Origin of the sequence: Paenibacillus rhizovicinus (assembly GCF_010365285.1) — a bacterium.
In the GTDB taxonomy this organism is placed as follows: Bacteria; Bacillota; Bacilli; order Paenibacillales; family Paenibacillaceae; genus Paenibacillus_Z; species Paenibacillus_Z rhizovicinus.
Map to the genome: position 1 here is coordinate 4567101 of NZ_CP048286.1, position 15398 is coordinate 4582498.

The 15398-nt window shown below is 57.3% G+C and carries 10 protein-coding genes; all 10 read left to right on the plus strand.

Features of this window, described 5'->3' with window-relative positions; all coding sequences use genetic code 11:
• Nucleotides 1-47 precede the first annotated feature (47 nt).
• The 10 genes from GZH47_RS20485 to GZH47_RS20530 all read left to right on the plus strand — a co-directional run bounded on the left by GZH47_RS20485 (nt 48) and on the right by GZH47_RS20530 (nt 15390).
• The gene (locus tag GZH47_RS20485) at nt 48-2957 is read left to right on the plus strand and encodes a golvesin C-terminal-like domain-containing protein (protein WP_162642779.1); all 2910 of its coding nucleotides are present in this window, start codon (nt 48-50) and stop codon (nt 2955-2957) included.
• A 184-nt stretch (nt 2958-3141) separates the two neighbouring features.
• A complete protein-coding gene (locus GZH47_RS20490) occupies nt 3142-4266 on the plus strand; it encodes a foldase protein PrsA (RefSeq protein ID WP_162642780.1) in 1125 nt (374 codons plus the stop codon).
• On the plus strand, nt 4241-4441 hold the full coding sequence (locus GZH47_RS20495) for a hypothetical protein (RefSeq protein ID WP_162642781.1): 201 nt from the start codon (nt 4241-4243) through the stop codon (nt 4439-4441). Before GZH47_RS20490 ends, GZH47_RS20495 begins: the two co-directional genes overlap by 26 nt.
• A gap of 64 nt (nt 4442-4505) precedes the next feature.
• Nucleotides 4506-6284, plus strand: coding sequence for a sensor histidine kinase (locus GZH47_RS20500; RefSeq protein ID WP_162642782.1), 1779 nt, complete (start codon nt 4506-4508; stop codon nt 6282-6284).
• Nucleotides 6277-7899, plus strand: coding sequence for a response regulator (locus tag GZH47_RS20505; RefSeq protein ID WP_162642783.1), 1623 nt, complete (start codon nt 6277-6279; stop codon nt 7897-7899). The genes GZH47_RS20500 and GZH47_RS20505 overlap by 8 nt, the downstream gene beginning before the upstream one ends.
• 185 nt (nt 7900-8084) lie before the next feature.
• Entirely contained in the window at nt 8085-9038 is a 954-nt protein-coding gene (locus tag GZH47_RS20510; RefSeq protein WP_225446146.1) for an ABC transporter permease, read from the plus strand.
• A 21-nt stretch (nt 9039-9059) separates the two neighbouring features.
• On the plus strand, nt 9060-10019 hold the full coding sequence (locus GZH47_RS20515) for a carbohydrate ABC transporter permease (protein WP_162642784.1): 960 nt from the start codon (nt 9060-9062) through the stop codon (nt 10017-10019).
• Between the two features lie 59 nt (nt 10020-10078).
• A complete protein-coding gene (locus GZH47_RS20520) occupies nt 10079-11698 on the plus strand; it encodes an ABC transporter substrate-binding protein (protein WP_162642785.1) in 1620 nt (539 codons plus the stop codon).
• 90 nt (nt 11699-11788) lie between these two features.
• Nucleotides 11789-12697, plus strand: a complete 909-nt coding sequence (locus GZH47_RS20525; protein WP_162642786.1) for a phytanoyl-CoA dioxygenase family protein — start codon at nt 11789-11791, stop codon at nt 12695-12697.
• Nucleotides 12698-12792: 95 nt separating this feature from the next.
• Nucleotides 12793-15390, plus strand: a complete 2598-nt coding sequence (locus tag GZH47_RS20530; protein ID WP_162642787.1) for a sugar-binding protein — start codon at nt 12793-12795, stop codon at nt 15388-15390.
• Nucleotides 15391-15398: the final 8 nt, after the last annotated feature.

The window sequence follows — 15398 nt, forward strand, 5'->3', positions numbered from 1 at the left end:
GTTTACAGGTTGTACGATGCCAAGATGAATCAAGGAGGATAAGGGAGATGAAAGCGAGCAAGCGATGGAAGGCATGTCTATTGGCAGCCTTAGGCGCATTAACGTTGCAGTTGGCCGACGTCGGGACGTTCGCGTCCGGTACGGCAGCGGCCGAAGCGGCCGGCACGACCTATTATGTGGATTCCGTTTCGGGCAACGATTCGAACAGCGGCACGAGCACGGGGCAGCCTTGGAAGACGCTGGGCAAAATCAGTTCGTTCGGCTTCTCGGGGCAGCTGCATCCCGGCGATCAGGTGCTGCTGAAATCGGGCAGCGTCTGGAACGCGTCGCTCGATATTGCGTTCTCGGGCAGCGCGGCCGGACAAATTACGATCGGTTCCTATGGCGGCGAAGTCAAACCGATCATTAATGGCGGCGGCGGCAGTTACGCGGTACGGATAGAGAACCGGCAATATATTACGGTACAGGACATTGAGATCACGAACTTCAACGCCGCGAAACCGAACGATTACAAGACGGAGTTCCACAGGCGTTCAGGCGTATGGGTCATCTCCCATCATGAGGGCCCGATGAGCGGTATCCAGCTGAAAGACTTGGATATCCACGATGTTGCGGGCATCTCGGTGAGCGGGGAGGATTGGGTCACCGACACGGACGGCGAGACGGTCAACAAGAACCACAACGCGGCGATCATGATCAACGCCTGGGAGTGGGAAGCGAACGTCCCGGCGGATAAGCACGCGTACTTCAAGGACTTGCTGGTCGAGAACAACCATATTCACGATGTCCAAACGATCGGCCTCAACATGGACGGCTTCGCGAACGACACGTCGCAGTATCATCAGAACGTCGTCATCCGGGGCAATACGATCGAGCGGACGGGTTCGGACGGCATCGTCGTCGGCGTGGCCAAGAACCCGCTGATCGAGAACAACGCCGTGTACGATGTCGCGATCAACTCGTACGACTTCAAGTGGATTGCCGGCATTTGGGTATGGAAAACGGACGGGGCTATCTTCCGGCATAACGAAGTGGCGCGGGTTCATTATTTGAACGCCGCATCGACCGACTCCTCGGCCTTCGACACCGACATCAGCGCGCAGGGCGATCATGTGTACGAATATAACTATTCGCACGATAATGCCGGCGGGTTCGTCATGGACATGGGGCAATTGCAGAACGGCACGAACTACTACCGGTATAACGTCAGCCGCAACGACCAGCATCACCGTTCGTCGGGCAAAACGGTAGAGGTGCACGATACCGGGCTGTTCTACAACAACGTGTTCTACAACGACAACGGAGAAGGCTTCCTCTTGTCGGACAATCCGAAGTCGACGTACATCAATAATATTTTCTACACGTCGCAGGGCAGCCAGCCGTATCCGGCCAGTCCGAAATTCTACAACAACGACTTCTACGGCGCGACGCCGCCGAGCCAAGGCGTTCGAAACTTGAACGTCGATCCGAAATTCGTCGCCCCGTCGGGCGGCGACGGCATGGATAAAGTGGACGGATTTAAGCTGAACGCCAATTCTCCGTTGATCGGCGAAGGCCGCGTCATTGCGGGCAACGGCGGCAAAGACTTCTGGGGCAACGCGCTCTATACGGGATCGCCGGATATCGGGATGTTCGAAGACCCGGCCAGTACGAAGAACGACACGGCCGCACCTTCCGCGCCGACCGGATTGACGGCGCAGGAACGGACGGATTCGACGCTGAAGCTGGCATGGACGGCAGCCGAGAACGGCGTGCCGCTGGATGCCGACATCTATAACGCGTCCACGAACGAGAAGGTCGCTTCGGTCATCATGGCGAATTCGGCCACGTTGACGGGACTGACTGCCGACACGGATTATTCGTTTTACGTGAAGGCGCGGGATCTGTCGGGCAACGTTTCGCCTGCCAGCAGCACGCTTGCGGTTCGGACGACGAGCGCGTCGATCATCGTGGACGATGCGGATGCCGCGAAGACGGGTACGTGGACGGCTGCCACTGGCGGGAATGCGAACGGGTTCGTATACGCCGCGAAGGGAAGCGGCGCGAAGACGATCCAGTGGACGCCGAACTTAACGAACGGCGGTTACTATGGCGTGTACTACTGGCTGCCGCCGCGGGCATCCAACGAGAGCAGAGCGACGAACGCCGTGTTTACCGTTCAATTCGCCGGCGGTACGAAGTCGTACACGGTCAATGAATACACGTCCGCGACAGGGCAGTGGCTGCTGCTCGGCAACCATAAGTTCGAGGCCGGCACGGGCGGTTCCGTTACGCTCAGCGATAACGCCAACGATAAAGTGGTCGCAGACGCGGTGAGGTTCCAATATCTGGCCGACTTCGGGCCGGAGAGCATGACTTCGGTGACGGTAACGCCCGGCAAGCAGCAGTTGAAGACCGGAGACAGCACGCCGCTGTCCGTCATCGGAGCGGACGCTGCCGGCAAGACGCTGGATCTGAAGACGGAGGGCGTCGCCATTGCGTACCATAGCGATGCGCCAACGATCGCATCCGTCTCGGCTCAAGGAGTCGTGACCGCAGTCGCGGCGGGGACGGCGCATATTCAAGCGGTCGTCACCATTAACGGCCATGACATTGCCTCGAATGCGGCGGCTATTATCGTCGGCAACGGGTTGACCGTCTCGGCGCCGGTCTTCACGAACGGCGAAGGCGCGCCGATCACGACGCTCCAGCCGAGCGGCATCGTGAAGGTATCGACGACGATCGTCAACTCCACGGACGCCGATCAGGGCGTGACGCTGATCGTTGGCGTGTACAATTCGAACGGTCTGCTGCTGTCGACGACGGAGAATGCGAACGTGAAGTCCTTCACGAACCGTACGCTGACGGCGACGATCGTGCTGCCGGCGAATACGAACGGCGTGAGCATCAAGGCATTCGTATGGGACGGCAAATCGACGTTGCACCCGCTGGCGGGGAAAACGTTGTTCCCGCACTGATCGCAGCCGATCCGCAAGGATGCAAACTTATCGGGTCGGATGTAAACCGATCCGTCCGGAAACAAACTGATCCGCAAGGATGAAACCGATCCGTACGGAAACAAAATGATCCACCTAAATGCAACTGATTCCAGCCTGTTTCAATTCGGCTTGAAGCCGTCTATCCGAAGGGAGATTTGCGACGATGAGAAACGCTGTCTTGAAATCACCGGCGCGTCCGCTGGCTGCGCGGACGCCCGCATTCTTCTTCCAGAAGCGGCTTCAAGTCATGCTCATGACCGCTGCCGCGCTGCTGCTTGCCGTCATCGCCGCGGCGCTGCTGCTGCATCTGCGGGGAGGCGATTCCGGGCCCCGCGTTACCGCGACCGTTAACGGAGAGCCTATCGCGAGAGAAGAACTCCAGCAAGCGATGGCGCTGCAGAAGGCGAAGACGGCGGCGTATTTCAAAGCCCAGTACGGCGCGGACGACGAAGCGGGCTTCTGGACCAAAGCGTACGGAGGCGAAGTGCCGCTCGAGAAGCTGAAGAAGGACGCGCTCGCGCAAGCCGTGCAGCTTAAAGTCCAGCAGGCGATGGCGAAGCGCGAAGGGCTGACGGACGACATTGCGTATGCCTCGTTTCTGAAACGATTGAAGGCGGAGAACAAGCGCAGGGCGAATGCAGAGGATGATCAGCCTGGCGTATACGGGCCGAAGCAGTACAGCGAGGCCGCTTACTACAGCCTGATCAATTCCGATTTGCTCGGCGCCTTGAAGAACAAGCTCGAAGCCGCCATGACGTGGTCGGACGATCAGCTTCGCGCCTTCTATGATGCGCATGCGGCGGAACAGTTTACGGAACGGGCGGCGATTCAAGCCGACACGATCTCCGTCCCGTACGGCGACGGCGCAGCCATGAATGCCACGGAAGCGGAGACGGCGGTGAAATCTATCGCGGAGAAGCTCGATACGGGCATGTCCGCGACCGCTGCCGCGGCTGCGTTCCAGGGAGAAGCGGCCGTCGCGACAGTCAAGCTTGACGCCGATACGGCCAGGGCGGCGAATCTCGAGACGCCGATGCTCTTGTCGAAGGTGCAGCGGCTTCAAGCGGGTCAGCACACCGGCATATTCCGCGAGAACGGCGCCTACGTTATTGCCGTGGTGACGGAACGCGCAGAAGGAAAGACGCATTCGTTCGAAGAGGTCAAGGAGGGCATCGCGGCTCAGCTGGCCGACGAAGCCTACGGCGCGCTCGTCGACAAGGCCGTGCGCACCGCCGCGATCGCCATTGACCATGAGGTTTACGATGGCATCGGCCCCGATAATCAATAAACCGCTTGCCGTTGCAAGCAGCAATCCGCAAGCGGCAGTCCGCAAGCGGCAGTCCGCAAGCAGCAATCCGCAAGCGGCAATCCGCAAGCGGCAGTCCGCAAGCAGCAACCCGCTAGCTGCCCCGACGCGCACGAGAGCAGTCCGTTCCCTTTGGGAACGGGCTGTTTTTTTTTAATTCGGAGTGCTACTCTATGTTTATATTAAAATGGAAAATAGAGTGGGATTCACGGGGGTGCGGATTGAATATCATCGTCCGGAAGAAACGAACGCTGCGCTACAAATTTTTCATCGGCTTCATCATCGTCACGGTGCCGCTTATCTTGTTTTTATTTTATAACAACTATTATGCGATGAACGTCGTGCGGGAACAGGTGTCGCAATCCAACAGCAATCTGATCTCCACGCAGGCGGCGAAGAAGGACATCGCCATGGGCCAAACGGTCAATTACCTGCTCAGGCAAGTGACCAACAATCCGTCGTATCCGAATTTGTTAACGCTCTCATCGTACCCGGAGGAAAGCGGCGACTACTTCTTCGCCAAGCAGTCCCTGCTCACTTCGTTCGAACAGGATCAAGGCGCTTATAAAGAAGTGGACACGTTCTTCGTCTACCTGGACAAGCCGAAGAGGCTGATTACCAGCCAGCGGACGTACTGGGAAATCGAACGGTACCATGAGGTGCTGGACGCGTATATGGCCGATGCGAAGAGCCGTAAAGTACATGAGTGGGACATCCTTGAGACCGATAACGTCAATTATTTCGTCCGCATCGAGCAGGTGCCCGGCAGCACGGCATTCGTCGGCGCCTTGATCAAGGCGGAGAAATTAATCGACGATTTGAACACGGCCTCTTCGGATTCCGGGCTGGAGCAGCTGCTCGTCTCCAACGCGGGAGTGCCCTTAACGGCAACCACGCTGACGAACGAGGACGTCGCGAACATCGAGGACAGCTTGAAGAAGCCCGGCAGCGAAGCGTATCGCAAGTTCAACCGCTCGAGCGGGCTCGGTTATCTGGCGGTCAGCGCCGATTTCGAGCAAGCGCCGATTCATTTGGTCGCCATCGTGCCCGAGAACAACCTGTTGAAGCAGCTGTTTTATTTTCAATGGGCCATTTATTTGATTCCGGTCTTGGGATTGATCGTGATTCTGTTCTATTCGATCTTCCTGAAACGGACGCTGCTGAAACCGATGCAGGCGCTGATGTCCGGGATGAGGCGGATCATGCACGGAGATCTGAGCGTCCGGCTGAAGGAAGGCTCTTCGTTCGAATTCGCCTTCCTGATCGAGACGTTCAACGGCATGGCCGGACAGATCAGCAGGCTCAAAATCGACGTCTACGAAGGCATGCTGAAGAAGCAGGAAGCCGAATTCAAACATTTGCAGGCGCAGATCAACCCGCATTTTTACCTGAATTCGCTGAATATCATTTACAGCCTGTCCTCCCTTCGCAAGAACGACCTGGTCGAGCAGATGACGGAGCATCTGGCCGATTACTTCCGATTCATTACGCGGGCGCATCGCGAATTCATTACGCTGTCGGAGGAAATCGATCATATCGCCAACTACCTGGAAATTCAGAAGCTGCGGTTTCCCGACAAGCTTGCGTTCGAGGTAGATCTGCCTGAGCGTTATGCCGGCTGCTCCTTGCCTCCGCTAACGATCCAACCGTTTATCGAGAACGCCGTCATACACGGCATGCCGGAAGGCGAGCGGCTTTACGTCATTTCGATTACGGTCAAACCGCTGCAGGACGGCAGCGGCGACTGCGAAATCGTCATTGCCGATAACGGCCGCGGACTCTCGCCGGAGAAGCTGCAGCAGCTGCAGACCGGCATGGCCGAAGAAGGCGAGGGGAAGGGCGCCGGCGGGCTTGGCATCTGGAACGTCAAACGACGGCTTGGGATGATTTACGGGAACCGCGCGGATGTTCGATTCTCCGCCGGGGATGCGGGCGGCACGGTAATTACCATTCGGCTGCCCATAGACAGCGATAACGAAGGAGGAAACAACGATGTATAATTTGCTCGTCGTCGATGATGAGAAATATGCCGTTGAAGCGGTTCTGAACTGCATCGACTGGCCGTCCGCCGGCGTAACCGGATTGTTCAGCGCTTATGGCGTCGAAAGCGCCAAGGAGCAGCTGCTTGCGAACCCGATCGATATCATCGTGTGCGATATCGAGATGCCCGGCAGCAACGGTCTCGAGCTGCTGGAATGGGTCAACGAGCACAAGCCGGACACGCTGACGATATTTTTCACCGGACATGCTAATTTCGCTTACGCGCAGCAGGCCATTCAATTGGGCAGCTTCGATTACTTGCTGAAGCCCGTCAAACATAAACAGATCGCCGAAGTCGTCTCGCGGGCATGCGAGAAGCTGCGGCAGGAGCGGGACAAGCGGCATTATTCGGAGCGATACGAGAAATACGCCCAGCTATGGGAAACGCAGAAGCCGCTCTTGTGGGAGAAGTTCTGGCAGGACGTGCTCGGCGCGCGCGTGATCATGAACGACGAGCGGCTCGGGCAGGCCATCCGCACGTATGGACTGCCGATTCAACCGGAGACGCGGGTCAGGCCGATTCTGCTCAGCGTGGAGGAATTCCGCGAAGCATTCAGCAAGCGGGACGAGGAGATTCTGGAGTACGCGCTGCTCAAGAGCGCGGAGGAGATGTTTCTGGAATCCCGCCGGGGAGCCGTCTTCAGGGATGCGGGAGGCATTCTGTTCGTGCTGCTTTACGAGGATGAGCAGACGCTGGACGATCGTGAACTAACGCGGATTTGCAGAACGTATATGGAAGCGTCGTCCACGTATTTCTACTGCCGCTTGTCCTGTTACGTGGGCGAGCCGGCGGCGATCGGCGGTCTGACGGAGACCTACCATGCCTTGCTCGAGATGGAGCAGAGCAACGTGGCGGCGCCGGAAACGCTGCTGTTCCTGCGGGATTACGGCTTCGAGCGGAGCGGCATGCGGCAGGCGCAGGCGCCGTCCTATATCGACTGGGCCGAATGGACCGTGCTGTTCGAATCGGGGAAGAAGACGGAGCTAATGGATCGGCTGAACGCGGCGTTCAAGGAGCTTGCCGCGCAGCCGGTCACGCACGAGTCGTTGGAGGCCGTCTACTATTTGCTCTTGCATATGGTGTACCATGTCTCCCACCGGAAAGGCTGGCCGGCCAAAGAAGTGGTCGGCGGCAAGCTGCTCGGAGACGAACGCGCGGCCACGAGGTCGCTCTCCCGCCTGAAGAGCTGGGCGGAACGGCTGCTCGCGGCCGGCATGGATTACTTCAGCCACCACGAGGGCGATCACCGCGCGAATATCGAGAAGGTGAAGAAGTACGTCCAAACCCATATCCGGGATGTCAACCGGGAGGATATCGCCGCGCATGTCTATTTGAATTCCGCCTATCTGTCCCGCCTCTTCAAGAAGGAGACCGGCCAGTCGCTGATGGATTTCATCATCATGGCCAAGATCAACCAAGCCAAGATTCTGCTGACGGAAACGAACCAGAAGATCAGCGATATCGGCGAATCCTTGGGCTACGAGAACTTCTCGTACTTCGGCAAAGTGTTCAAGAAGACGGTCGGCATTACGCCTCAGGAGTATCGCAAGCGCTATCAAGGCATCGTCGGCTGACCCGCTCGGCCGCTTCCTCTCATCGTCCAGCTGCGGGACTGATCCCGCGCAAACCCCTGCCAAGTCTCTTGGCGGGGGTTTGTCATAATAACGTTATCTATGTCATCTCTGTTCCTATCTGCTCCGTCGGTTCTCTCTTACAATAGACCTAAGAACGAATTCGATGTCGAAATAAACAAGAGGTGATGGAACTGAACACGGAATTGGGAAAAAAACGCTTCTCCTTCGGCCGCAAGGTGGCCAAGAACCGCTACTTGCTGCTCATGATGCTTCCCGGAACGCTTTACTTGCTGATCAACAACTATTTGCCGATGTTCGGCACGCTCATCGCTTTTAAGAAGATCGATATGACCTTGCATTACTGGTGGCTCACCAGTCCATGGATCGGCTTCGACAACTTCAAGTTTCTGTTCAAAACGTCGGACGCTTGGGTGATTACCCGCAATACGGTATTGTACAACGCCTTGTTTATCACCATTACGCCAATCATTGCCGTTACCTTCGCGATTCTGCTCAATGAGACGCGAAACCGGATCGCCGCCCGATTCTATCAGAACATCATGTTCCTGCCCTACTTCCTCTCGGCGGTCGTCGTCGGCTACCTGGGCTACTCCATGCTCAGCGTGGAATTCGGCTTCATCAATACGCATGTTCTCGAACCGCTCGGCATGGATGCCGTCGCATGGTACAACGAGCCGAAGTATTGGCCGTACATTCTGCCGCTCGTCTATATTTGGAAAAACATCGGGTATTCGACGGTGATCTACTTGGCAGCGATCATCGGCATCGACAACGAGTATTACGAGGCGGCCTTGATGGACGGCGCGTCCAAATGGCGTCAGGTGATCAGCATTACGCTGCCCCAGATCCGGCCGATCATCGTCATTCTCATGCTGATGGCCGTCGGACATATCTTGAACGCCGACTTCGGTCTCTTCTACCAGGTTCCGCTCGATTCCGGCTCGTTGTACCCGACGACCAACGTCATCGATACGTACGTGTATCGCGCCTTGCTTTCCTTGGGCGACATCGGCATGTCTTCCGCCGCAGGCTTATATCAATCCGCGGTCGGCTTCGTGCTCGTCTTGACCGTCAACCTGATCGTTCGCAAAGTCAATAAAGAGAGCGCCTTATTCTAGGGAAAGGAGCGATAACCGCAAATGAGTTCAACAACCGTACAGGCTCCGGCAGCCGCTGCCGGCGTCTCCAAAACGGCAGCCAAACGCATCAATTCCATCTCGAGCGGTTCCAACCTCGTCGTCAACGCGTTCTTCATTCTCTATAGCATCGCCTGCTTGTTTCCGATCCTGCTCGTCATCTCGGCTTCGCTGTCCGACGAGAATGCGATCACGCTTCACGGCTACTCGATTATTCCCAAGGTGTGGAGCACGGCCGCTTATCATTACCTCAGCTACGATATGCATAAAATCCTGGTCGGCTACGGCATCTCGATCGCCACGACGATCATCGGCAGCATGGCCGGCATGCTGATGACGGCCTTGTACGCGTATCCGCTGTCGCGCATGGACTTCCAATTCCGGGGCTTCTTCTCCTTCTTCATCTTCTTCACGATGATTTTCGGCGGCGGTCTCGTTCCCAGTTATCTCGTCTATTCGAATATCCTTCACTTGAAGGATACCTTGTTCGCCTTGATTATTCCGGGACTGCTCATGAGCGCGTTCCTCGTGCTGACGACGCGGACCTTCTTCCAGCAGACGATTCATCCGTCGATACTGGAGTCCGCGCAGATCGACGGGGCCGGCGAGTTTCGCATCTTCTTCGGCATCGTGCTGCCGCTGTCGCTGCCCGTGATGGCAACGGTCGGCTTGTTCTACACGCTGGGCTATTGGAACGACTGGTTCAACAGCCTCGTGTACATCAATAACGACAAATTGGTCAATCTCCAGTACATGATGTACCGGGTGATGCGCAACTTGCAGTTTCTCCAGTCGAACGCCCAGAGCAATTCGGCCGTCGGCGCGCAAGAGATCGCCAAGATTCCGAGCGAAACGGTCCGGATGGCCATGTGCATTGTCGGCATGGGGCCGATCGTGCTCGCTTACCCGTTCTTCCAGCGTTATTTCGTAGCCGGCTTGACGGTCGGCGCAGTGAAGGGCTAGTTCCGGTTCAACCGGTTAGCATACAGAACTACAGCATCATTTTAAACGGGAGGGTTCATATGAAAGGCCTACAACGCAAGGGAGTATCCGTATTAACGGCCGCCTTCGCAGTTTCGCTGCTGCTGGCGGGCTGCGGAAGCAACGACAATTCGAGCAGCACTGCCGACGGCAGCTCCGATTCCGGCGGCAATAACGCCGCGGCAGCGAATAACGCGAACGGCAGCGGGACGGATAGCAACGGCGCGAATACAGCGACGAACAGCAACGGCGGCGCGACAGGCGCGGCGAATCTGAAGCCGTACACGATCAAATGGTTCGTGCCGGGCGCTGCGGCCCAGAAGGATCAAGCGGAGGTCAACGAGGAAGTCAGCAAATACTTGAAGGACAAAATCAATGCCTCCTTCGACCTCGAAGTCATCGACTGGGGCAGCTGGGACGACAAGATGAACTTGAAATTCGCTTCCAGCGAACCGTTCGATCTCTTGTACACGGCAGCTTGGAACGGTTTCACGACGAAGATTTCCCAAGGCAACATCATCGACATGACGGGTTTGATCGATAAGGATGCGCCGCAAGCGAAAGCCGTCATCGAGCCCGCGCTGCTCGAAGGCTCCAAAGTGAACGGGAAGAACTACGGCATGCCGACCAATAAGGAAATGGCCACCCAATGGGGCGTCATGCTCCGCAAAGACCTCGTGGACAAGTACAGCATCGACATTACGACGATCAAGAAGCTGGAAGACCTTGAGCCTTACTTCGATACGATCAAGGATAAAGAGCCCGGCGTTACGCCGTTCTATCTGAACAAAGACACTTCGCTGCTGAGCGTATGGAACAGCAATAATTTCGATCACTACGACATCGCCGCCGGAACGCTTCCGCTCGGGCAATCGGACTTCAAGCTGGTCGACGGCCTTGAAACGCCTCAGGCGAAGGCCGGATACGATCTCATTCATTCCTGGTATCAAAAAGGCTACGTCAACAAAGACGCGGCAACGCTGCAAGATTTGAGCGGCGGTCTGAAAGCGGGCAAGGCATTCGCTTATCCGGAGCAGCTGAAGCCGGGCAAAGACGCGGAAGCCAGCACGGCAACGGGCGTGCAATGGGTACAGGTCGAGCTGACGCAGCCGATCATCGGAACCGGCGACACGCAAGGCGCGATGACGTCGATCTCCAGAACGTCCAAAGACCCTGACCGCGCGATGATGTTCCTGAACTTGCTGTATACGGACAAATACCTGGTCAACTTGATCGCTTTCGGCATCGAAGGCAAGCATTACAAGAAAGTCGACGACAACACGATCGATTTCGCGGACGGCGTGACGGCGCAAACCTCGGGCTACAACCTGAACCAAGCCTGGCTGTTCGGCAACCAGTTCAACGATTACCTGTGGACGAACGAGGATCCGCAGAAGTGGCAGAAGTTCATGGACTTCAATAAAGCGGCGAAGAACGACACTTTGCTCGGTTTCGTCTTCGATCCGACGAACGTGAAGACGGAGACGGCAACGATTGCGAACGTCCGCAAGGAGTTCGATTCCGGGCTCCAATCCGGCACGTTGGATCCGAACGTGTACCTGCCGAAGTATATCGACAAGATGAAAGCGGCCGGCATCGAGAAAGTTATTGCCGAAGAGCAGAAGCAGCTCGACGCATGGCGGGCAGCGAAAGGCCAATAATGCGCAAGCCGGGAAGTCAGCGCTCTTGCGGCGCTGGCTTCCCTTCCTTAGTTCAAATCCATATTTCATATCGAAAGCGAGATGGACGCAGTGGAAAACAAAGTGTTGTCGAAGGAACAAATCGAGCATTTCATCGAACGCGGCTGGGTAAAGGTCGAAGAGGCGTTCCCGCGCGAGCTGGCCTTGGAATGCCAGCAATTCATTTGGGATAAGCTGGCCCGATTCGGCGTTGGCCGGGAAGAGCGAAGCACCTGGGAAGAGCCGATGTACTATCTGCGGGAAGCTTACAGCGGAGGCGCCTTCGACCGTTGCAACACGGAGCGGATGGCCGATGCCATCGAGGATTTGACCGGGCACGGACGCTGGATCGACCGGGGCGTGTACGGGAAGGAAGAGGTCGTCGCCACTTGGGGCTGGTGGCCGGTTAACTTCGCGCTCGGCGCCGATCGGCCGTGGACGGTGCCGACAAGCGGCTGGCATTGGGACGGCGGCCATTTCCGCCATTTCGTGGACAGTCCCGATCAAGGGCTGCTATGCTTGTGCATCTTCTCGGAGATCGGCAAACATGGCGGCGGAACGCTGATCATAGAGGGATCGCACAAGGTCGTGGCGAAATTTCTAGAGAAACATCCCGAAGGCCTTGAACCGCAGGAAGGCATCGACATGCTGAATCTGGAGCATCCGTATCTGTCGGAGCTGACCGGGCTGACCGGAGCGGGGACGGAGGATCCCGACCGGGTCCAGCGGTTCATGGACGAGTGGCATACCGATGCCGACGGCTTCCGGCTGCGCGTTGCCGAAACGACGGCTTCCCCGGGCGACATCATCCTATGTCATCCTTTTCTGTATCACACGCCATCCCAGAATCACTCCGGCAATCCGCGCTTCATGTGCAACCAGAAGACCCCGCTGAAGGAGCGCATGCATTTCGACCGCATGAATCCCGATGACTACTCGCCCGTGGAAATCAGTATTCGGGGAGCGCTGGGAAGGAAGTAGGAGTCGTCCGTTCGTAAGGGGGTGAGGCCGGTTCGGCAACTGACGGTGACCGCGTTGTTTATTTGTCGGAACGACAAAAACAAGGAGGTTTTCAAATGTTGGTTGAATGGAACGGAAGGAAAGCGGCTTTAAGCTTGTGCATGGCCTTACTGCTCGTGTTTGTATCGCTAGGATTGCCGGCGAAGCCTGCCGCGGCGGCGGGAACGACGTATTACGTCGACTCGGTGTCGGGCAGCGACGGCAATAACGGCACAAGCACGGGCACCCCTTGGAAGACGCTGTCCAAGATCAACGGGCAGTCCTTCACCGCGGGCGACAGCATCCTGTTCAAAGCCGGAAGCGCATGGACGGGCACGCTCAGTCCGATCAGCTCCGGAAGCAGCACGGGCCAGATCACGTTCGGCAAGTACGGTACGGGCGCGGATCCGATTATCAACGGAGGCGGCGCGGAAGAAGCGATCAAGCTGTTCAACGTGCAGTACGTGACCGTGCAGAATCTCGAGATTACCAACGACGCCGCGGCAGTCGCGAAACGGCACGGCATCCTGGTTGCAGGCCAGGGGGTCGGCACGCTGAACAGCATTTACTTGAACAATCTGAACATCCATAATGTCAAAGGCATCTCCGACCGCGACGCCTCGCCGGAGAATATGTACTATAACGCGGCCATTTACATTACGGTGTGGGATGGAGCCGCAGGTTCTACGCTCTCGCGTTTCAATGATTTGCGCATCGAGAACAATCAAATTCACGACATCTCCACGATCGGCATCTACTCCAACGGGACCGGCACGCAGTATAACGACTCAACGGCCGCGACCTGGTATACCAACCTCAAAATCAGCAACAACGTCATCAACCGGACGGGGGCCGACGGCATCGTGGTCGGTTACGGCAACGGCGCAGTCATCGACCACAACACGGTGTACAATGCGGGCGTGAACGGCACGAATCACCGCTGGATCGCCGCAGTCTGGTCCTGGTCGTCCAAGGACTCCACGTTCCAATACAACGAAGTGGCGAGAACGCATTTTCAATCCGGCGTGGACAACGATTCCATGGCGTTCGACACCGACCTCAACACCTACGGCACGCATCTCTACCAATACAACTACTCCCACGACAACACCGGCGGCTTCTTCATGAGCACGGGCAACTTGCAGAACGGTCAGGATATCGTGCGCTACAACATCAGCCAGAACGACCATCATCAGCACTGGAGCACGGCCACGATCGTCGACGGCAATCCGGCGCATTTCTATAACAACACCTTCTATAACGGCGACGGCTCCGGCTTCGTCATTCACGGCAACAAGATCGCTTCCTGGGACGGCGATACGCTGAACAATTCGTACGAGAACAATATTTTCTTCGTATCGGGCGGCGGAACGGTAAGCCTTCCTTCCGTGCATCAGTACGATCATAACCTGTATTACGGCTTCACGGCTCCGGCCGGCGATACGCATGCGGTCACGGGCAACCCGCTGTTCGTAAACGGAGGCTCCGGCGGAGACGGACGTTCGACCGTCGACGGCTACAAGCTGCAATCCGGTTCGCCGGCGATCGACAGCGGCAAGACGATTACGGGCAACGGCGGTCTCGATTTCTGGGGCGCGGCGCTCTATAACGGCTCGCCGGATATCGGAGCAAGCGAATATACGGGATCGACGACGACCTCGGCTTCCTTGTCGGCAGCGCAAACGGCAACGCCGATGACGATCGACGGCAGCTTGAGCGAAGCCAGCTGGTCGATTGCCGCGAACGTCGCGAAAACGATCAGCGGCGTGCCCAACAATACGGTCAAATTCGGCGCGGCGTGGGACAGCACATATCTGTACGTCGGCGTGCAGGCGCTCGATTCCGCGTTGTACAAGGATTCGACGGACATGTACAACGACGATTCCTTCGATATCTACGTGGATGCCGATCATAACAAAGGCACGAGCTACGATTCGCATGACCGGCAGTTCGCGATCCGCTGGAACGATTCCGCCGGCCTGTTCGAGCGGAGCGGGAATACGACGGGCGTGCTTCACGCGGTAGCCAATATCACGGGCGGCTTCAGCGGCGAAATCGCCATTCCGTGGAGTAATCTCGGGATTACGCCGGCCGCCGGAACCGTGATCGGGCTGGACATTGCCAACAACGACGATGACGACGGCGGCGACCGCAACAGCCAACTCATGTGGAGCGGTACGGGCAATAACTGGACGGATACGTCCGCCTTCGGCAACCTGACCTTAACCGCGGGCGGCCCGCTTGTAAACAACGCGTACTACAAGATCGTGAACCGCCAAAGCGGCAAAATTCTCGGCCCGGAAAGCGGCGCTTCGACGGACGGCACGCAGGTCGAGCAATGGTCGGATCTCGGTTCGACGTATCAGCAGTGGCAGGCCATCGATCTTGGCGGCGGGTATTTCAAATTCAAGAACAGGGCGAACGGCAAGATCATGGAGATTTACGGAGCCTCCTTGGCGGACGGCGCGAGCTGCGCCATCTATTCGGACAGCGGCAACTGGAACCAGCATTGGTCGCTGACAAGCGCGGGCAGCGGCTATTACAAACTGGTGAACCGCCAAAGCGGTAAACTGCTCGATATGTCCGGCGTGTCGCTCGTCGACGGCGGGGACGCGATCCAATATTACGACAACGGCGGCCAGAACCAGCAGTGGAGCTTCGTTCAAGTGCCATGATTTGGCCT